This window comes from Empedobacter tilapiae (assembly GCF_004785645.1).
Classification (GTDB): Bacteria; Bacteroidota; Bacteroidia; order Flavobacteriales; family Weeksellaceae; genus Empedobacter; species Empedobacter tilapiae.
Map to the genome: position 1 here is coordinate 102617 of NZ_SRPE01000011.1, position 19751 is coordinate 122367.

At 29.3% G+C, this 19751-nt stretch carries 19 protein-coding genes; 7 read left to right on the top strand and 12 right to left on the bottom strand.

Annotation, left to right across the window (positions count from 1 at the left end; all coding sequences use genetic code 11):
* Positions 1-100: 100 nt before the first annotated feature.
* Together E4J94_RS14770 and E4J94_RS14775 are read right to left on the bottom strand one after the other, a co-directional pair.
* Positions 101-1483 carry an MFS transporter gene (locus E4J94_RS14770; RefSeq protein ID WP_135836560.1) on the bottom strand — a complete coding sequence of 461 codons (1383 nt, stop codon included), beginning with the start codon at positions 1481-1483 and terminating at the stop codon, positions 101-103.
* Between the two features lie 15 nt (positions 1484-1498).
* Positions 1499-2824, bottom strand: coding sequence for a DcaP family trimeric outer membrane transporter (locus E4J94_RS14775; protein ID WP_135836561.1), 1326 nt, complete (start codon positions 2822-2824; stop codon positions 1499-1501).
* Positions 2825-3412: 588 nt separating this feature from the next.
* Here E4J94_RS14775 and E4J94_RS14780 point away from each other — a divergent pair.
* Complete coding sequence (locus E4J94_RS14780) at positions 3413-4252, top strand: GNAT family N-acetyltransferase (protein ID WP_135836562.1); 840 nt, start codon at positions 3413-3415, stop codon at positions 4250-4252.
* Between the two features lie 27 nt (positions 4253-4279).
* Here E4J94_RS14780 and E4J94_RS14785 read toward each other — a convergent pair whose 3' ends face one another.
* The 3 genes from E4J94_RS14785 to E4J94_RS14795 form a co-directional block, all read right to left on the bottom strand.
* Positions 4280-4711 (bottom strand): hypothetical protein, encoded by a 432-nt coding sequence (locus E4J94_RS14785; protein ID WP_135836563.1) that lies wholly within the window; start codon positions 4709-4711, stop codon positions 4280-4282.
* A gap of 91 nt (positions 4712-4802) precedes the next feature.
* On the bottom strand, positions 4803-5459 hold the full coding sequence (locus E4J94_RS14790) for an NAD(P)-dependent oxidoreductase (protein WP_135836564.1): 657 nt from the start codon (positions 5457-5459) through the stop codon (positions 4803-4805).
* Positions 5460-5518: 59 nt separating this feature from the next.
* On the bottom strand, positions 5519-5926 hold the full coding sequence (locus E4J94_RS14795) for an RrF2 family transcriptional regulator (RefSeq protein WP_135836565.1): 408 nt from the start codon (positions 5924-5926) through the stop codon (positions 5519-5521).
* Positions 5927-6032: 106 nt separating this feature from the next.
* Between E4J94_RS14795 and E4J94_RS14800 the strand changes: the two genes are divergently transcribed.
* The 4 genes from E4J94_RS14800 to E4J94_RS14815 all read left to right on the top strand — a co-directional run bounded on the left by E4J94_RS14800 (position 6033) and on the right by E4J94_RS14815 (position 8750).
* Entirely contained in the window at positions 6033-6608 is a 576-nt protein-coding gene (locus E4J94_RS14800; RefSeq protein ID WP_135836566.1) for a Crp/Fnr family transcriptional regulator, read from the top strand.
* On the top strand, positions 6601-7200 hold the full coding sequence (locus E4J94_RS14805) for a hypothetical protein (protein WP_135836567.1): 600 nt from the start codon (positions 6601-6603) through the stop codon (positions 7198-7200). The genes E4J94_RS14800 and E4J94_RS14805 overlap by 8 nt, the downstream gene beginning before the upstream one ends.
* 81 nt (positions 7201-7281) lie before the next feature.
* Positions 7282-8037, top strand: coding sequence for a DUF4241 domain-containing protein (locus E4J94_RS14810; protein ID WP_135836568.1), 756 nt, complete (start codon positions 7282-7284; stop codon positions 8035-8037).
* Positions 8038-8138: 101 nt separating this feature from the next.
* On the top strand, positions 8139-8750 hold the full coding sequence (locus E4J94_RS14815; protein WP_135836569.1) for a hypothetical protein: 612 nt from the start codon (positions 8139-8141) through the stop codon (positions 8748-8750).
* Positions 8751-8799: 49 nt separating this feature from the next.
* Here the strand turns inward: E4J94_RS14815 and E4J94_RS14820 are convergent, their stop codons facing one another.
* The 4 genes from E4J94_RS14820 to E4J94_RS14835 all read right to left on the bottom strand — a co-directional run bounded on the left by E4J94_RS14820 (position 8800) and on the right by E4J94_RS14835 (position 14176).
* Positions 8800-10869, bottom strand: coding sequence for a protein-disulfide reductase DsbD family protein (locus tag E4J94_RS14820; RefSeq protein ID WP_135836570.1), 2070 nt, complete (start codon positions 10867-10869; stop codon positions 8800-8802).
* Entirely contained in the window at positions 10863-12170 is a 1308-nt protein-coding gene (gene tilS / locus E4J94_RS14825; RefSeq protein ID WP_135836571.1) for a tRNA lysidine(34) synthetase TilS, read from the bottom strand. Before tilS ends, E4J94_RS14820 begins: the two co-directional genes overlap by 7 nt.
* A 111-nt stretch (positions 12171-12281) precedes the next feature.
* Positions 12282-12689: an RrF2 family transcriptional regulator gene (locus E4J94_RS14830; RefSeq protein WP_135836572.1), complete on the bottom strand. Its 408-nt coding sequence runs from the start codon at positions 12687-12689 to the stop codon at positions 12282-12284.
* Between the two features lie 77 nt (positions 12690-12766).
* Complete coding sequence (locus E4J94_RS14835; protein ID WP_168801892.1) at positions 12767-14176, bottom strand: aldehyde dehydrogenase family protein; 1410 nt, start codon at positions 14174-14176, stop codon at positions 12767-12769.
* Between the two features lie 64 nt (positions 14177-14240).
* Here E4J94_RS14835 and E4J94_RS14840 point away from each other — a divergent pair, with 64 nt between their 5' ends.
* Entirely contained in the window at positions 14241-14675 is a 435-nt protein-coding gene (locus tag E4J94_RS14840) for a tellurite resistance TerB family protein (protein ID WP_135836574.1), read from the top strand.
* 6 nt (positions 14676-14681) lie between these two features.
* Here E4J94_RS14840 and E4J94_RS14845 read toward each other — a convergent pair whose 3' ends face one another.
* Entirely contained in the window at positions 14682-15317 is a 636-nt protein-coding gene (locus E4J94_RS14845; RefSeq protein WP_135836575.1) for a LysE family transporter, read from the bottom strand.
* 142 nt (positions 15318-15459) lie between these two features.
* Here E4J94_RS14845 and E4J94_RS14850 point away from each other — a divergent pair, with 142 nt between their 5' ends.
* On the top strand, positions 15460-16287 hold the full coding sequence (locus tag E4J94_RS14850; RefSeq protein WP_135836576.1) for a hypothetical protein: 828 nt from the start codon (positions 15460-15462) through the stop codon (positions 16285-16287).
* A gap of 51 nt (positions 16288-16338) precedes the next feature.
* Here the strand turns inward: E4J94_RS14850 and E4J94_RS14855 are convergent, their stop codons facing one another.
* Both E4J94_RS14855 and E4J94_RS14860 read right to left on the bottom strand, forming a co-directional pair.
* Positions 16339-18960, bottom strand: coding sequence for a valine--tRNA ligase (locus E4J94_RS14855; RefSeq protein WP_135836577.1), 2622 nt, complete (start codon positions 18958-18960; stop codon positions 16339-16341).
* A gap of 78 nt (positions 18961-19038) precedes the next feature.
* A complete protein-coding gene (locus E4J94_RS14860) occupies positions 19039-19707 on the bottom strand; it encodes a hypothetical protein (RefSeq protein WP_135836578.1) in 669 nt (222 codons plus the stop codon).
* Positions 19708-19751: the final 44 nt, after the last annotated feature.

The window sequence follows — 19751 nt, forward strand, 5'->3', positions numbered from 1 at the left end:
CGTTTGAGTGGATTTTTTTATGCCTTGAAATTTAATTAATTCCTCAAAAAAAATCCTTCAAGTATTCTTGAAGGATTTTTACATTTTGTCTATTTTGATTTTAATTATCTTCTGTTAAATCTGTTTTGTATGTTTCTGGAATTGTAAAGTAATTCACTAAAATTGCAATAAAGATTAATATCAACGGATAAGCTAATCCGATATAAGGTGACATGGCGGCTGAAACAATAATTGTACTTTTGATTAATTCCGTTACAAAAGTTGTTGCTCCTCCAATAAATCCATTCCCCATATTTTGTGCAAATCCCATACTTGTATAACGAATTTTAGTTGGGAAAATTTCTAACATAAATGCACCAAGCGGTCCGTAAGTTGCTGCTCCTGCAATCGAGGTAATTAAACTTACAACTACAATTCCGAAAACTGCTAAATTCGAAATATCATGAACTTCTTTCAATCCTTCTGGATTTCCTAATTTCATGTACAAGAAAAATGATAATGGAATTAAGATAAAACTACAAATCATTCCACCTAACATAACTGGTTTACGGCCTATTTTATCACTTAATGCACCAAACCATTGATAGAAAAATGAACTAAATAATGTAGAGCATAAAACAACAATTAAAACTGTTTCGTAAGGTAAATTAACCGCTCTTTGCAAAAAGAAAAGCGTTACAAATAAAGTTGTTTGCATAATTGTACTTTGTGCTGCATTTCCTCCAAAAATTGCTTTCAACATCAATTTTACATTTCCTGGTGTTGTAAAAGCATCTTTAATTGGTGTTTTAGATGTTTTTCCTTCTTTTTTTAATTGTTCGAAAATTGGACTTTCATGTAAACGTTGACGAATAAAGTAGCTCAAAATTACCAATATTCCACTAAATAAAAATGGAATTCTCCATCCAAAACTTGCAAAAGCCTCTTCTGATAAAAATGATTGTGTTAAGAAAACAACTGATAAACATAATAATAATCCAATTGGAACAGTTGCTTGAATAAACCCTGTGTAAAATCCTCGCTTCTCTGCTGGCGCATGTTCTGCTACATAAATTACCGCACCTGCATATTCTCCACTAATTGCAAGTCCTTGCATAATGCGGCAAAACAATAATAAAACAGGAGCAAACCATCCTACATTATCAAAAGTTGGAATACAACCAATCAAGAATGTTGCTGCTCCCATCATAATTAAAGAAACTAAGAATGAATATTTTCTACCAATACGATCTCCAATACTCCCAAAAATTAATGATCCAATCGGACGGAACATAAATGATGAAACCACTACGGCAAGTGTTTCTAAGAAATGTGACGAACCATCGTTAGGAAATAATTGTGTTGATAATACACTAGCTAAGATGATTGCCAAGAACATATCGTACCATTCGATTAAGGTTCCGACAGATGATGCTAAAATAATTTGGAAAATATTATCCTTCTTCGCAACTGTTTGCGAAGTATCTAAAGTATTTGTACTCATGTTTTTTGTATGATATTAGAAGTTAAATAATGTTGTAAGTTGAAATCTATTGTTATTTGCTAAGTATTTATTCTCTGTTCCAGTTCCTTTAATTGTTGCATCTGCCCATTGCGCTGTACTACGATCATATTCTAATCTAAATTTTAAAGCTTTGCTTAAGGTAAGATCTAAACGAGGAACTACTTTGTACAAATAATTTACAGTACGTGTACCTGGAGTTGCCGAAATTGCGCCCCAATTTGTCGTTACACCATAAGATGTTGATGCAATTGCTCCTTCTACAGGATCTTTGACACCATTATTTCTAACGTAACCTGCAAATAATCCAAATGAAAATTTACCTGTTGAGTTTTGTTGCAAATCAATCCACATACTATGCGTATTCATCGGTTTGTAGGTTTCAACCGCAGTCGGACTCGTTTGATATCCTACAATTCCTCCAAGTTGTACAAAAGATGACGCATCTTGCATCAAATATCCCGCAACAGTTATTTGAAAAGGTTTTGTATTTAACTTAGAATAAGCCATAAACGAAATATTTTCAACTCGTTCGTTAGATTTAACAGGAGGATTTCCTGAAGATAATTTTGGTTTAAGATTTTCATATTGCGCACCAATCCCCGCTGTAAAAACTTGAGATTTATATTGAAATTGAAGATGAGCGGCTGGCATTCCACTATTTCGGAAAGGCTCTGTATTTGGTGTAAAATCTCGTTGCGAATGTAAAGCTGCAATGACTTTAAATTTGTCTGTGAATTTATGTGTCAAACGAACTTGTGGATTACGATTCAAAGCATATACAGGTGCTCCTGTTCCGTAATTCGCAACATTTGGTAAAGCTTCTAAAACTACAAAAGGATGCCAATATTGTCCAATCCCTAATTGTGTCTTTTCCCAATCTAACATTACATAAGCATGTCGCAAACGAAATTCATTGATTCCTCCTTCTGTTGCTCCAAAAAATTCTCCCTCTAAAATACCAGAAGTTTTAGCTCCTAATAATTCTGGCCCTTTCAAATTAGCTCCTGCTCTCGAAACAATTGATAACATATGAAATTTAGATGCATCATTTATATCAGCACCGTTAACATCCAATAATCTATCTTTAGGATATAGTGGTACCAAAACCTCTCCTGCTCCAATCATTTGGCGAGTATCCATGAAAATATCATTTCTGATAAAACCATAAAACTGAACATCTACTTTGTCTTTGTTTTCTTTTTGTAGAATTGGTTCAACTTTGTCTACAGTTACACTATCTACTATATTCTGTTGAGCAGAAACATAGGATGAACTGCAAAAAAGGGCTAAATAGACCAATTTTGTAAACTTTTTACTCATTTTTTTGTGATAATTTTGAATGACTAAAATAATAAAAAGAAAAAAACTAACAAATGTTCGTTATTCATTTATTAATAAATTATTCTAACTTTATCAAATTAGTGATTATTCCCTCGATTTTTTAGGAAATAAATATTTTTAGAAATGATTTTGAAAGATATTTTATGAATATCATATTAAAATTAGTGTACAAAATACACTTATAGACTCGCCTATTAAGAGGAAAATTTAATTAAAAATCGAGAGAAGAAATATAATTTCACAAATGAGGAGAAATTTATCTTCTCTCGTAGTTTTAGTTTTAAAAATGTATGCAAATTTATTAAAAACAGAATTTTATTCAGAATAATAGATAATAAGCTTATGTTAAATCATTACTAAAAGAATATTTTCTAATTATATTTAGTTTTTTTTAAACAAAAAACAGAATTTATGTATAAATATTCAGTCAGTATTATAAAATACTTCTTTTTTTTATTATATTAAGAATTTATAGTAATGAAAAAATTCATTTTTAGTTAATTTTTTAAGTTTTTTTTTAGAAATAAATTAAATGTTGGAGCTATTTTTGCTCTGCAAATTATAACTATGCAAACAAACATTCAAATACATTCTTTAGCTAATGTTGATTTAGAAGAATTATCAACATTATACAACCTTTCTTATCAAAACTATTATGTCTCTATTAATCTTTCTCTTGATCAATTTCGCGGAAAATTGAAAATGGAAGATATTAATCTTAACTTTTCTATTGGTGCGAGTATTGATGGAAAACTGGTTGGCTTTTTACTTTATGGAATAAGAGATTATAATAATATTAAAACTGCTTATATTGGTGGTACTGGAGTTTGTCCTGAACATCGTGGAAAAAAAATCACACAACAAATGTTGGATTTTAGCTTTCCTAAATTAAAAGAACAAAATATAAAAAACATCTTTTTAGAAGTAAATACTAAAAATGATTTTGCTATTAACGCTTATGAAGCTTGTGGTTTCGAAAAAACAAGAACTTTAAATAGCTACAAAGGAATTCCTATTTTGGTCGTAAATCCATTACATGAAATTGTAGAATTTAGTGATTTAGATTTGATTACAAGTGAAAATTTTTGGGACATAAAACCTACTTGGAAAAATGATATTCAAAGTGTAAAAAATATCATCGAAGATTGTCAAATAAATGGAATTTATGAAGATGGAATTTTAGTTGCTTACAAAATTATCAACAAAAATAATACACGTATTTATCAATTTGGTGTTCATCACGATTATAGAAATCGTTATTTAGCTTCAATTCTTTTCAGCGATTTGAAAAATAAAGAGATCAAAATGATTAATGTTGATGAAAGAGAAATCTCTACAAATGATTTTATTCAATCGATGGGATTAGAATTGTATGACAAACAATACGAAATGAAAAAAGAATTATAATAAAAAAGCCTCTAAATAGAGGCTTTTTTACACTACATTACTAAAATATATATTCTCCGGATTTTGAGGATCTATTAATATATCCACATCTCTTCCTTTTTTTAGAATCTCATTAGCATTTACATCTCCAAAATACTCAAATTCTGTATAATAAATTTTTTCAGTATTTGGATGTTTATAAAAAACTTCGATGATATAATCTGGTAAATGATTTTCTCCTAACAAACCTCTTTTTATTTCTATAATATGAGCTTTTACTTTCAGTCCTTTCTTAATTAATCTTGAATGGTTTAAATAATCAAATAAGTAATTAAATCCTAAATATCCCATTAACAAACTACAGAATAGAAAAATTATTCCAAGAAGTTGATTAAAAAAAATTCCAAGATTTAGAAAGGAGCATAAAAGGATAAAACCTAAACTTAAGATTAAACATCCTATACTTATTGACAACTTCATTTTCTTACATTTGATTTGTATTTTTCACAAATCGTACCAAAACAATGAATTTGTCTCAAAATAATAATATTATTTGTTTTTTATTATTAGTTTAATAAGCTGCTGTAAATCTTTTATTTATATGTTTTGCATTTTCAATTTCATCTGCAATAACAACTGCAACATCTTCAACAGACAAAATACTACGTCCTTCTGCATTGAAAACTGGTACATCATTTCCTAAACGATACGTACCTTTTCGCTCTCCAGAAGTTCCTTGATGCATTTCTGGAGCAGGTGAAAAAACAGTCCATTCCAAATCATTATTTTGTTTCAAAACATTGTAATAATCTCTTGCAGCCAAAGCTCCTTGTTTTATTTCTTCAGGAAAACCTGGCGCATCAACAATTTGCAATTCTTTTTGATCATTTACATATAAGCTTCCAGCACCACCAATTACAATCAAACGTTTTACACCAGCTAATTTAGTTGCTTCTTCAATTGCTTTTGCTCCTTTCATATAATCTTCATAAATGTTAGGGTTTGTCCATCCAGCGTTAAAAGCACTCACAACCACATCAGCTCCTTTCAAATCTGTTGCTAAAGCTTGCACATCGTTTACATCTAACGCCACCTTTGCTACATTTTTACTATCTAAAACCTTGTCTGTATTTCGCGCAAATGCTTTGATAGATTGATTTCTATTTACCAATTCTTCTACGATATGTGAGCCTACAAAACCTGTTGCTCCAATTACTGCTACTCTCATTTTATTTAATTTTTAATTTATATTGTAATTATTTTTGTTACATTTAAAAATAAAAAATTTTACTGAAATTCATCAGAAAATTGTTTTAAATTTTTATGATTTAACGATTTAATTAAATCTGATTCAGCATTATCAAATAATTTTTCAAGATTGTTATTCATTTGTTTACCAACAGGACATTCTGGGTTTGTATGATTCATACGACCAAAAATATTTTCTTGATTGACAATTTTATACACATCTCCAAGAAAAATATCGTTAGAATTTTTTACTAAAAAAATTCCTCCTTCTTTTCCTTTTTTTGAATCAATAAAACCAGCTTCTTTTAAGAATTTTATCTCACGACGAACCACAACAGGATTAACATTAATACTTCCCGCAATAAAATCAGAAGTAATTAATTGTCCTTTAAATTTTTCAGCCAAAACTAAAATATGAATCGCCGTTGCAAATCTTAAATTATTCATTTTTATGATTTAATGATGCAAAGATATATTTAATTTTTAAATGTAACAAATTTTGATACATTTTATTAATTAATTTCTATTAAATTTGTAGAATACTACTATACGTATGGAAAATTATAAAAAACATTTATCAAGTATTATTGATCTTACCGAAGAACAATGGACTAAAATTGAAAATGCTTTAGTTGTAAAACATTATAAAAGAAGTGAATTTATTTTACAACCTGGTGAATACTCAGAAGATTATTTTTTTGTTGAATCTGGTGTTATCCGATCTTATACAATTGACGATAATGGAAAAGAACATGTTTTGCAATTTGGCACTGAAAACTGGATTGTAAGCGATAGAAATAGTGCCTTTTGTAAGCAACAATCAAAATTTTATATTCAAGCAATTGAAGACTCTACAGTTATATTATTGAATGAAAAATTAAATGATTTAATTATAAGTCTAAACCCTAATTATTTAGCAGCTCAAAATAAATTAATTCAAAATCATGTCCGTAGTTTGCAAGATCGTATTAATTTGTTACTTGGAGCATCTGCTAAAACTCGTTATTTGGAGTTTATGCGTCTTTACCCTAACCAACTTTCTCGTATACCACAATGGATGATTGCCTCATATTTAGGTATTACTCCCGAAAGTTTAAGTAGAGTTCGTAAAGAAATAGCACATGGATAAGTATAGTTTTGAAATTTTTGTACCAGAAAAACCTAAAAAAAATAATAAACAGATTGCGAAAGTAATCTTATCATTTCTCGCCGTAACTGTAATTAGTTTTGTTTTTTTAGAACTAAATGTATTTAAAAATCAAACCTATTATTATATTTTTATTGGACTTTTAGCAACAGCTGTAGCATATTGGAATGGATATTTCAAGAAACCTTCAACAGAATTGAAAGGTAATTTTGATGGAAAATTAACTTTCTCAAATGAAGGTATTTCAGTAAAAAATCAATTTTATCCAATCAATGAATTGTATTCTATTATCATTGATAATAAAGATTATAAAGGAAAATCTGTTAAAGAGTTTGGTGAATTTGACAACCCAAATGGATCACATGGAATTAGTAACTTGATTACATTAAAAACTAAAGATAATCAATTTGTTGAAGTTTATTTTTTACAAAAATCATTAAGCGAGTTTTCTAAAATCGAATCATTTTTAATTCAATATTACAAAAGCAATTTACTTTCTGAAGATGATTTAATTTCAATCATGCATTTAGAATATGATATTGATAAGAACGAGTTGAGAAAAAAATTAAGATAATTTAATTTTTCACTAACATATAAAAGTTGAGCTATTCTTCATTATTTAATGTAATTTTGTAGCACTTTAAAACAATAATTTATGCAACCAACAGCAGAATGGTTAAAAACTTGGGAATCTAAAAGAGAATTCACTTTAGCTCCTAATGATTTAGAAAAATACTTTACAGATAAAGAAATTGGAGGTGTAGAAATCGACCAAATTGAAATGGGAGAAGTTTCTTTACCATCTGGTAAAATCTTTGTAAACGATCCTTTAGGTGAATATTTATCAATGGATAAAGATCCTTATTTCCTTGAAACACCAAAAGGTAATTTTCCTGTAACTGCAAGTATCGTAAAATTTGAAGACGATGGAGATGTTGAAAATTTGATTGGTTGTATCAAAGTTACTTTCACAAACGAAAAACCTGTTCGTTACGAAGAAGCAATGAAAGGAATTGAGTTGATTGACGAATTACAAGAAGGAGAATACTTTGGTTTTTCTATTGAAAGTGGATTAGCTACAATTGTTGATGCTGAAGCGAAAGATTCTTTTGTGAAATTCATTGATGAATTCGAAAGCAAAGGTGATGTTAATTTATACGATGATTATTTTAATGCATTATTCGTAGAAAATGCTAAAAATAACCCGAAATATCAATCAGAAGAAGGAGATTGGATCAATTGGACAATTCCAAATACAGAATTCAAATCGCCAATTTTTCAAGCTGGTTTTGGAGAAGGAATTTATCCTGCTTACTTTGGATACAATGAAAAAGGAGAAATTGTTGCATTTTATATTCAATTCATCGATGCTGAATTAGAAGATTCAGAAGATGATGACGAATGGTTATAATTAATTTTTCGATCAAATAGTATTTAAAATCCTTCAAGAAATTGAGGGATTTTTTTTCAAAAATATGTATATTAACGTATTGTATATCATATTTAAACAGAATGAGAAAACTTCTACTTTCTATCCTACTTATTATAGGAACAATAAGCTGTTCTAAGAAGATTGATTATCAAAAGACTATCAATGCAATAGAATCCAATCAAAATTTATTTAATAATAATTATAGTTTACATGGAAAAGCAAATCTTTTTTTTGACGATTCTGTCCAATACTTTTATTTTGAAAATGATACAATTGAATATGTAAAAGTTTTTAAATCTAAATTTCTGGATGATTATAAAAATATTATTAAAAATTACGAGCACTTTCCTGCAAAAGTTAGTTTCTATAAATACAAGAATTTTTATTCGATCAAAGTTCAATACATAGCAAATAGTGTAGTACAAACAGATAGTTTACCAGTAAATAATACCCCAGAGTTATCTAAATTATTTTTTGATTCCAAAAAGAAAACTGATTTTTATAAGAATAATCAAATTGTTGGCTTCTATTTTAATAAAAAACTTGAAACTAAAACATATAGATTAAGTAACTATAATAAACTATTTTACATTAAAAGTCTAGAGAATAAAAATAGTTATGAGTTTCAAAATGAATATAAAATCTCTCAAAAATTAAAAGATAATTGGTATTTATTGGAACGAATTGAGTAAAAACAAAAACTCCCGCAAATGCAGGAGTTTTTTAGTTTATAATAAATAATTATTTCGTTTTATACTTCGCGATTCCATCTTGTAACCATTTCAAGTAAACTTCCACATCAAGTTCGGCCTCTAAAGGTTTAGAAAAACGATTTAAATCTTTGTCTACCAAAATATAATAAGGTTGTGCATTTGCATTAAAATGTTCAATCTCAAAAGAAGTCCATTTATTACCAACTGTTTTTAAGACCCTATTATTTAAATATTTAGAAAAAACTTGTTCACTTTCGGGTAAAGGAGTTTGCTCATCAACGTATAACGAAACTAAAACAACATCTTCAGCCAAAATTTTCTTTACACGTTCATCGCTCCAAACACGTTCTTCAACTTTACGGCAATTTGCACACGCATGCCCTGTGAAATCTAACAACATTGGTTTTCCAACTTTCGTTGCGTAAGCTGCGGCCTTATCAAAATCTTTGAATGCAGGAATTCCATGAGGTCCTGCAACCATATTAGGATCATCAAATTTAGCTGTCGCTTGTCCACCACCTACACCTTCGTGGAAACCTCGTGGCGCTTCAGAATATGTCATTGGAGGTGTTAAACCACTTAATAATTTTAATGGTCCACCCCATAAACCTGGAATCATATAAACTGCAAATGTTATTGAAACTAATGCAAATAGCATTCTTGGAACACCAATAGTTTGGACAGGTGAATCTAATTCTAATCTAAATTTACCTAAAAGATATAATCCTAAGAAGATAAAAATTGCAATCCAAAATGCTAAGAAAATTTCTCTTGGCAACCAATTCATTTGCCAAACTAAATCAGCATTAGATAAGAATTTTAAGGCAAAAGCTAATTCAATAAACCCTAAAGAAACTTTGATTGTATTTAACCATCCTCCAGATTTAGGCATTGAATTTAACCATCTTGGAAACATTGCAAACAATGTAAACGGAATAGCTAATGCTAAAGAAAAACCAAACATACCTACAATTAGAGATAAACGACTGCCTCCTTGTGTCGCTTGTACTAACAATGAACCAATAATTGGTCCTGTACAAGAAAAAGACACTAATGCTAATGTGAATGCCATAAAGAAGATTCCAATTAATCCGCCTTTATCAGCACCTTTATCAGCTGCATTTACCCATTTACTTGGTAATGTCAATTCGAAAGCTCCAAAAAATGAAATAGCAAATACAATGAAAATTGCAAAGAATGCTAAATTCACCCACGGATTTGTTGACATTTCATTTAGGACTGATGGTCCAAAAATAACTGTCGCCAATAAACCTAATGCAACATAAATAACAATGATTGATAAACCATAAATAAAGGCTTTACCAACTCCTTCTCCTTTCGATTTACTTTGTTTTGTAAACATACTTACAGTCAAAGGAATCATTGGAAAAATACAAGGCATTAATAGCGCTGCTAATCCTCCTAAAAATCCCAAAGAAAAGATTTTCAATAAACCATTATTTTTCTTTTCGTTATCTGCTAATAAAGAATCATCAACTTTTTTGATTGTATCTTGTGTTGTCGCAACAACCGCTGTAGAATCCTCTTGAACAGAATCTTGTGTAATTTCATTTACTGCAACAGTATCTTTTGCTTCTGTAGCATCTGCTGGCTTTGCCTCTTCTTTCGTCTCTTCAACTTTTGCGGAAGGCGTTAATTTTATCGTTCCGCTTGTTTCATCTGGTGGCAAACAACGTTCGGCATCACACATTTGAAATTCTATTGTGTACGATACATTTACAGGTTTATCACCCGAAACTTTCACTTTTTGAACAAATTTTACTTGATTTTCGTAATATTTTTCATCTTGTTCAAAAATTTGGCTGTATTTATCTATACGTTTTCCAACTTCGCGCGTACCTCCAACCAATTTTGCATTTGCAGCTGGTTTAAATGATGCACTTGCTGGAATTCCAATTCCTCCATCAGGATGTTTCATTGAATAAAGGTGCCAACCTCTATCAATTTTTCCTGTTACCTCGATTTCAAACTCATTTTGTCCAACCTCCTTCACCGAACTCGACCATTTTGCAGGACTAAATAATTGTGCGTTGACTAAAATTGGAAACAAAAAAAGTATCCAAAGTTTCTTTAACATACTGTAATGTTTAAAAAGTTTTTACTTGTTTCTGTCGTTTTGAAACGTTCATCCAAACGATGATTTACCACCCAAATAATCTGATCTTTTTGGTCACAAAGCAACCAAACCTTCTCTTTTTCTAACTTAGAAAGTTTCAAATCTTTCATAAACTTACTCAACAATTTTTTTTGACCTTTCATTCCAATTGGATAAAAGAAATCTCCCTCTTTCACTTTTCTAAGTTTAAGCGGAAACAAAATTGATGTAAAGTCTACTATTTCAGTAGCGTTTTCGTGTGGATTTATCGATTTCACGAACTTCAAATTTAACGAATTGATTTCAATTAACTCATCAAAAATCGTTAATTCATCTTCATTTTCTTCTTCTATTTTTTGCAACAACAAATTTTCTCGATTTTTAATTAATCGATAAGTTGCTGATTTTATTTCACTTCCAGTTTCTGCATCCAAAAATTTAAAAATTTCTTTGCTCGACGAAAATGCATATTTTTCGAACAAATAATGTAAAAATGTTTCTAATGGTTGAAGTTTTTTTAATGCTGAAATTTCAATTTCAATCGGATTATCTCCTGAAAATAAGTTACTTCTAATTTCTTCAACTTTATTTTGTACAATTTGATAATTATCGTTGATATGATTTAAACTTGACAAAAAATTCTCATCAAATTGCGGATGAAGCTCTTTTAGGATTGGCGTAATATGATGACGAATCTTATTTCTGGTATAATCATCCGTCGCATTCGTATAATCTTCTCGCCAATTAATTTCATTTGATTTTGCATATTCCAACAAATCATTTTTCGTGAAATTCAAAAGAGGACGAAAAATTTTTCCATTATCAATTTGCATTCCGACCAAACCTTTCAAACCTGTTCCACGAGAAAGATTAATCAAAAATGTTTCGATATTATCATCTAAATGATGCGCTGTCACCAAAACGTCCAAACGATTTTGTTTTTGAACTTGTTCAAACCACTCATAACGCAAATTTCGGCAAGCCATTTCGACCGAATAATTTCCTGTTTTCTGATAAGCTGCAATATCAAAACGAACTGAATGAAATGGAATATTATATTTTCCGCAATATTCTCTCACAAACATTTCATCACCATTTGCGTCTTCTTCACGCAACTGAAAATTACAATGTGCTACCTGAAAATTTGCAGCAGTTTGACGAAATAAATCTAACAAAACCATGCTATCAATCCCTCCACTAATCGCCAATAAATAACGATGCCTAGAAAAAGAATGTTGTTCTAAAAGTTGCTTAAACTCTTGTTGTATAGATTTATTTTTCATGAAATATAAATGTTCGAAATTAGGAAGAATTCTCGAAAAAGAGTTATACTTTTTTTCTTCGTTCTTATAAAATTTTCCAATAAAAAAGCCTGAAAAACTCAGGCTAAAGATTTATTTTAAACTTTCTAAAGATTTATTTTCAAGAATTTCTAAAGTCGAATCTCTCAATTCAACCATCACCTTATTCAATGTACAAACGCCTTCATTAGGACAATCATCACATTTTTCGTAGTAATTTTTACTTACACATGGCAATAGCGCTATTGGTCCTTCTAAAACACGAATCAAAGAAGCTAAACTAATATCTTTTGGTTCACGTGCTAAGTAATATCCACCACCTTTTCCTTGTTTCGAATTGACGAAACCTAACTTTTTTAAATCCAATAAAATAGCTTCCAAGAATTTTTTAGGAATAACTTCTGTTTCAGAAATCTGGCCAATTAAAACTGGTTTGTTACTTTCTTGTCTGGCCAAATGAGCCATCGCTTTCAGTCCGTATTTTGTCTTTTTTGATAACAATTCTATAAGATTTAACTACAAAAATAACGTTGATTGTTGTATAAAACAAATATAAAATTAAATCGTTGAATCAAGATTTAAAAATATTTTATCAAAAAATCAATTATCTTTTGAGTTGTAGAATTATAGGGATAATTGAGAAATTTTGATGGCGATAAAAAACGATTGACTTTTAAAATCGGTTTCATATGCGAAAAATCTTTGAACCCTGCATAACCTGTTGAAGCTCCAATTCCAGAATTATTAACTCCACCAAAAGGCAAATTTGGATGCAAAACATGCACCAATGTTTCGTTAATTACCACAGAACCAGATGATGTTTGATTTTTAATTTTATCAATAAAAGTAAAATCTTTCGAAAAAATATATAATGCTAAAGGCTTTTCTTTCTGACTGATAAATTCAATTACTTCATATTTTTCTTTAAATGTATAAATCGGAAAAATTGGTCCAAAAATTTCTTCATCATTGATTTTTGCATCTATTGGAACATCTGTCAATAAAGTTGGTTTAATGTACAATTCAGCTTCAATGTATTCATTTCCAAAAGGACAATTTGCACCATTTTCTATTGCATTTTCAATCAAATCTTTTAATCTATTATAATTTTGAAGATTTACAATTCTTGCCAAATCTTTCGATTGAGAAGGATTTTTTCCAAAGACTTTTTCTATATGTTCAATAAACGTTCTTATAAATTTATTTTTAAACTCTTCTTTAATCAAAATATAATCTGGCGCAATACATGTTTGACCAAAATTTATCAACTTTCCCCAAACTGCTTTTTTAACCACTTCTTGCATCGGAATTGTTCCATCAATAATCAAAGGCGACTTTCCTCCTAACTCCAACGTCACCGAAGAAAGATGCTTTGCTCCTGCTTGCATCACAATTTTACCCACTTTTGGTGAACCTGTAAAATGAATATGATTAAACTTTTTGGTTAACAAATAAGTCGTTTCATCAATTTCTCCTTCAATAATTGCAACATGATTTTCATTAAAAGTTTCTGAAACAATTTTATTAAGAACTTTTGAAACATTAGGACAAAACTCCGAAGGTTTAAGAATTGTTGTATTTCCAGCCGAAATACAAGCAACTAAATGCACCAAACACAATTGAAAAGGATAATTCCAAGGCGAAATAATCAAACAATTTCCCAAAGCTTCCGATTGAATTTTAGCTTTTGAACCTAAAAAAAGTAAATTATTTGAAACTGATTTCGCTTTTGTCCAACGATTCAAATTCTTTCGAAATAATCGAATTTCAGCTAAAACTGGAAATATTTCGGTAGAATCAGCTTCTATTTTAGATTTTCTTAAATCCAAAAATAATGCTTCTTCTATTTCAGCACGATGATTTAGAATTGAATTTTCTAAATTTTCTAAACACTCTTTTCGTTGATAAACAGTGAGTTGACGAATATTTATTTTATTCTCAAGTTGCTTATCATAAATCTCATCTATTTTCGTTCTAAAATCTGTCACATGAAAAATTTTGAACAATTAATTTACTACAATTTTGAGTATTTTTAACCCCAAAAATCAACAAATGAAAAATAATCTTACTTTGATTGATAAATTAAATCACATCAAAAATTTATTTATTATTGGTAAAAGTGATGGAAGTTTGAATGAAAAAGAAATTCAAATTATTTCTGACATTGCAAAATTTCATGAACTTTCGCTCAAAGATGTAAGTTATATTTTGAACGAAAACACGAAGTTTGATTTCACATTACCAAAAACGTCTACAGATAGACTTTCTTTGTTGTATGATGCTGTTTTGCTAATGGTTGTAGATTTAAATATTCATCAAAATGAAAAGGCAATATGCATCGATTTAGCTAAAAAATTTGAATTTAATCCCCAAATTATTGATGAATTAATCGAAGATATTTTGAGTTATATTTTAGAGGGAAAAGAATGCGATGAAGTGATGGAATATTTGGTGAAATACTCACATCCTAAGCAAAATTTGAATTAAATTTTATTAAAAAAGTTGGTAAATCGTTAACAAAGAAATCACACTCGTCACTCCTCCTATTACATAGTTTATATTTTTTAAAATAAACGAATCTTCTTCTGATTTTGAATTAAAAAATTTCAGATATAAACCAAAAATAATCATCGAACCAATAACAACTCCTAAAGCAAAAACTGAGCTATTTGGTTGTCCAAAAACATTAACATTATACGAAACCAACGTAGCGCTTAAAAACACATAAAAAGGTATTGGAAAAACATTTATAGCAGATAACAATAATCCATAAATAAATAAATTTTTTTGTTTTACATCACCTTGTTGTTTTAGTTTTTTATTCTTCTTTTTTTGATCTTGTTTCTTCGCAAAAAAGAGAAAATAAATGGTAATAATTACAAAAACAGCTAATCCAACTTCCCTAAAAATTTTGGTAACTTCTTCATTAAAATCAATAAATTTAGCTAGAAAAATTGCCAAATAAACCTGAATGGCAATTGTTGCTGCCGTTCCAGACATAAAAGTATATGCACTTTTAACACCTTCTTGCTTCCCTATTTTCACCACCGTCATATTCAACAATCCTGGAATGGATGATCCGATAAAAGCTGTGAAAATTCCGATTAAAAGTAGTTCTAAATACTGCATTAATTCTTTTTAGAAAGGTTTGCAAATTTATGAATTATAGTTTATTGTTTACTCAAAATAGAATAAGATTCATATCATAAAAAGATCTTAAATTGATTTAATATCTAAGCTTTTATATATTTGCAATTAATATAAAAATACTATGAAAACAAACTTCACGAAATTATTACTATTATCAATTATTTCAACTTCTATTTTTACTTCTTGTAAAAATGATGACAATGATGATCTACCTTCAAAAAATGAAAAAAAAGTAATTAAAAAAATCAAATCTACTGGCTATGAATTTATAAATGGAACAGAAACAGAAGATGTAAGTGAAGGAACTTTTATTTATGATAAAGATTATAAAAAATTATTAAATGTAAATTATACAAATGGAATGATTTCAACATATAAATATGATACAAATGATAATTTAATTTTAGTAGAATACAAAGGCGCTACAAATCCTCTTGAAAATAGTACATTAAATTTATTTTACAACGGAAATAAATTAGCTTATACACAAACTGTTGAGTCTGGTACTATTACACAACGTAATGAATATTATTACAACAACTTAGGGAAGTTTAATAAAGAAATTGTTTGCAGCAATGGTAATACATGTAATGGAGATCAAAATGCTATTTATTCCTATACAAATAATAATATTACATCCGTTATTGACAAAACATTTGGAAGTTGGTTTAGTGATGGGATGAAAAATTTATATGAATTCGATAAATCAAATAGTCCTTACAAAAATTCTCAAGAAGTAATTAGAATTCTTCAAAATCAATTTATGCATTCTTATAGTGAAAATAATGTAGTTAAAGAAACGCAATATTGGAGTTTATCAAATTCAGAACCTAATAGAATTGTAACTTACACTTACACGTATGACAAAGATAATTTTCCTATTTTAATTGTAGGAAAAGATGAAAAGGGAAATAATTATTTTAAAGTAGAGTACGAATATTATAACTAAAAAAAAACCACTTCAAATGAAGTGGTTTTATATTTTATTTTGTTCAAAAAATTACAATGAAGCTAATTGTTCTTCAATTTGTGCAATTTTTTCTAAAGCATCTGCTTCTTTTTTGCGTTCTGCATTAATTACTTGTTCTGGCGCTCCTGCAACAAATTTTTCGTTTGATAATTTTTTACGAACTGAATTTAAGAAACCTTGGTTGTAATCCAACTCTTTTTGTAATTTCTCGCGTTCAGCTTCAATATCGATATTATCAGACATCGGAACCATAAATTCTAACGTACCAACACGGAAAGCAAAACCTTTTTCTGGTTTATCACCTGTATTGAAATTAGAAACATTTCCTAATTTAGAGAAAACATCAACATAAATTTCGTTCGCTGCTTGTGTATCAGCAAAAACTTCTAACGCTTCTTTTGGCGACATTCCTTTTTCTGAACGTAATCCACGAATAGCAGTTATTGCTTCTTTTGTATTTTCGAAATTTTTGATAATTTCTTCGTTAAAAGATGTTACTTCTGGATATTTAGAAATAATCAAGGCTTCATCATCCGTTCTTTCAGCAATTAAATGCCAAATTTCTTCTGTTAAGAAAGGCATAAATGGATGTAAAACTTTCAATACATTTTCTAAATAAGAAATTGTTGCTGCATAAGTTTTTGCATCAATTGGCTCACCAAAAGTAGGTTTAATCGCTTCTAAATACCAAGAACAAAAATCATCCCAAATCAATTTATAAATTGCCATCAATGAATCAGATAAACGATATTGATCATAATTATGTTCGATATCTGCTAATGCTTGTTGGAATTTATTTTCGAACCAATCAACCGCTTTTGCTTGAGCAGAAGTTTGTTCTAAATCTTCTTTCACTTCCCAACCTTTGATTAAACGGAAAGCATTCCAAATTTTATTAGCAAAATTACGTCCTTGTAGACACAAATCAACATCGAAAGGTAAATCATTTCCAGCAGGCGCCGTTAACAACATTCCCATACGTGTTGCATCTGCACCGTATTCGTTCATCAATTCAATTGGATCTGGTGAGTTCCCTAACGATTTCGACATTTTACGACCTTGTTTATCACGAACAATTCCTGTAAAATATACATTTTCGAAAGGTAATTCGTTACGATATTCATATCCAGCCACAATCATACGCGCAACCCAGAAGAAAATAATATCTGGACCAGTTACTAAATCTTGTGTTGGATAATAATAATTTATTTCTTCATTTTCTGGCTCATTGATTCCGTTGAAAACAGAAATTGGCCATAACCAAGAAGAAAACCATGTATCTAAAGCATCTTCATCTTGACGTAAATCTTCGATTGTTAATGCTGTATTTCCTGTTTTTTCTTGCGCTAATGGTAAAGCTTCTTTTTTTGTTAAAGCAACAACAAAATCTTCGTTTCCATCACCATAGAAAAATGCAGGAATTTGGTGTCCCCACCATAATTGACGAGAAATGTTCCAATCTGTTACATTTTCCATCCAATTACGATACGTATTTTTAAATTTCGCTGGATGAAATTTAATTGTATCATTCATTACATTATCTAATGCAGGTTTTGCTAAATCTGTCATTTTCAAAAACCATTGATTTGAGATTTTTGGCTCAATTACAACTCCTGTTCTTTCAGATGTTCCTACATTATTTTTATAATCTTCTATTTTTTCAAGTAAACCTTTTTCTTCTAATTCTTTCTCAATTTCTTTACGAACTTTGAAGCGATCCATTCCTGCATATTGCATTCCATAATCGTTCAATTTAGCATCATCAGTAAAGATATCTATGAATTCTAAATTATGTTTTTTACCTAATTCGTAATCATTTGTATCGTGCGCAGGCGTTACTTTAAGACATCCTGTACCGAATTCTAAATCAACATATTCATCTTCAATAATACTAACTTCTCGACCAACGATAGGAACAATTACTTTTTGACCTTTTAACCATTGATAACGTTCGTCATTTGGATTGATACAAACTGCAGTATCCCCAAAAATTGTTTCTGGACGAGTTGTTGCAACCACAATATATTTATCTGAACCAACAACTTTATATTTTAAATAGAATAACTTTCCATTTTTCTCTTTGTAGATAACTTCTTCGTCAGAAATATTTGTTTTTGCTTCTGGATCCCAATTTACCATACGGTATCCGCGGTAAATTAATCCTTTGTTATATAAATCAACAAAAACACGTTGAACAGATTCAGATAAGTCTGGATCCATTGTAAATTTTGTACGATCCCAATCACAAGAAGCTCCTAACTTTTTTAATTGATCTAAAATGATTCCACCATGTTTATGAGTCCAATCCCAAGCATGATTAAGGAACTCTTCACGACCAATATCAAATTTTGAAACACCTTCTTCTTTTAATTTCGCAACAACTTTCGCCTCAGTAGCAATTGAAGCATGGTCAGTTCCTGGTACCCAACAAGCGTTATATCCACGCATACGTGCACGACGAATCAATACATCTTGAATTGTATTGTTCAACATATGTCCCATGTGCAAGACTCCTGTGACGTTTGGTGGTGGTATTACAATTGTATAAGCTTTTCTTTCATCCGGAGTAGATTTGAAATATTTTTTCTCCATCCAGTATTCATACCATTTTCCTTCAACCTCTGTAGGCGTATATTTTGATGCGATTTCCATTATTTAATTATGACTTAAAAACAAATTTGGGCAAATTTACATAATCTGCCCAATAAATGTTCGATATTTATAAATGATTTATTTATTAATAATTTCTACAAGTTTAATAAGATCTGATTCTTTCTTTACATTTAGATTATTTGATTTAACGATAGATTCTACATCTTTACCAATTAAATTTCCAATTTTTTTGACAGAAGAAGGTATATTAAATAGTTTATCATCAAAACCAAGCATTAACTTATCTTGCTTAAAGTAATTCTTTTTATTAGAAGCATTCAATCCGCTAGCACCCAAACCATCAGTATAATCTATTGCGTATTTCTTATAAAGAACTATTTTATCTTCTGGTGATGATAATACTTGTAAATATCTTGAAGTTAATTTATCATTTTCAATAAAATTGACCAATTTAAAAATCTTAGTATTATCAAAAACAATAATTTGGTTTGACATTCTATTCATTTTATATAAATATCCATCTCTTATATACTCAAAATCATCTAAGAAAGCATTATATCTTAATTTTTCTTTTTCCTTGTAGCCACTTATACTTGCATTTCGAAAATCAGTATCAAAATACTCATCTTTTCTAGTATTAATTTCATTAAATTTGTTCATTTTCAAATCTGCAGAAATAGTATGAAGATTATATTCACTTAAAGTTCCACCTGGAGTTGCAGGCATTCCTTGCCCAAAAACGAATAGTGAGGCACAAAAAAGGAATGGTAAAATAAAATTTTTCATATTAATTAATTTTTATTAAATATAATAGAATATTTTTCATTAAC

Coding starts and splice junctions, on each gene's coding strand:
- E4J94_RS14790 (WP_135836564.1), bottom strand. CDS start 5,459: ATGAGAGTAGCAGTAATTGGAGCAACAGGTTTTGTAGGCTCACATATC.
- E4J94_RS14785 (WP_135836563.1), bottom strand. CDS start 4,711: ATGAAGTTGTCAATAAGTATAGGATGTTTAATCTTAAGTTTAGGTTTT.
- tilS (WP_135836571.1), bottom strand. CDS start 12,170: ATGAAAAATAAATCTATACAACAAGAGTTTAAGCAACTTTTAGAACAA.
- E4J94_RS14800 (WP_135836566.1), top strand. CDS start 6,033: ATGGAAAATTATAAAAAACATTTATCAAGTATTATTGATCTTACCGAA.
- E4J94_RS14840 (WP_135836574.1), top strand. CDS start 14,241: ATGAAAAATAATCTTACTTTGATTGATAAATTAAATCACATCAAAAAT.
- E4J94_RS14855 (WP_135836577.1), bottom strand. CDS start 18,960: ATGGAAATCGCATCAAAATATACGCCTACAGAGGTTGAAGGAAAATGG.
- E4J94_RS14850 (WP_135836576.1), top strand. CDS start 15,460: ATGAAAACAAACTTCACGAAATTATTACTATTATCAATTATTTCAACT.
- E4J94_RS14810 (WP_135836568.1), top strand. CDS start 7,282: ATGCAACCAACAGCAGAATGGTTAAAAACTTGGGAATCTAAAAGAGAA.
- E4J94_RS14780 (WP_135836562.1), top strand. CDS start 3,413: ATGCAAACAAACATTCAAATACATTCTTTAGCTAATGTTGATTTAGAA.
- E4J94_RS14815 (WP_135836569.1), top strand. CDS start 8,139: ATGAGAAAACTTCTACTTTCTATCCTACTTATTATAGGAACAATAAGC.
- E4J94_RS14805 (WP_135836567.1), top strand. CDS start 6,601: ATGGATAAGTATAGTTTTGAAATTTTTGTACCAGAAAAACCTAAAAAA.
- E4J94_RS14770 (WP_135836560.1), bottom strand. CDS start 1,483: ATGAGTACAAATACTTTAGATACTTCGCAAACAGTTGCGAAGAAGGAT.
- E4J94_RS14860 (WP_135836578.1), bottom strand. CDS start 19,707: ATGAAAAATTTTATTTTACCATTCCTTTTTTGTGCCTCACTATTCGTT.
- E4J94_RS14820 (WP_135836570.1), bottom strand. CDS start 10,869: ATGTTAAAGAAACTTTGGATACTTTTTTTGTTTCCAATTTTAGTCAAC.
- E4J94_RS14795 (WP_135836565.1), bottom strand. CDS start 5,926: ATGAATAATTTAAGATTTGCAACGGCGATTCATATTTTAGTTTTGGCT.
- E4J94_RS14845 (WP_135836575.1), bottom strand. CDS start 15,317: ATGCAGTATTTAGAACTACTTTTAATCGGAATTTTCACAGCTTTTATC.
- E4J94_RS14775 (WP_135836561.1), bottom strand. CDS start 2,824: ATGAGTAAAAAGTTTACAAAATTGGTCTATTTAGCCCTTTTTTGCAGT.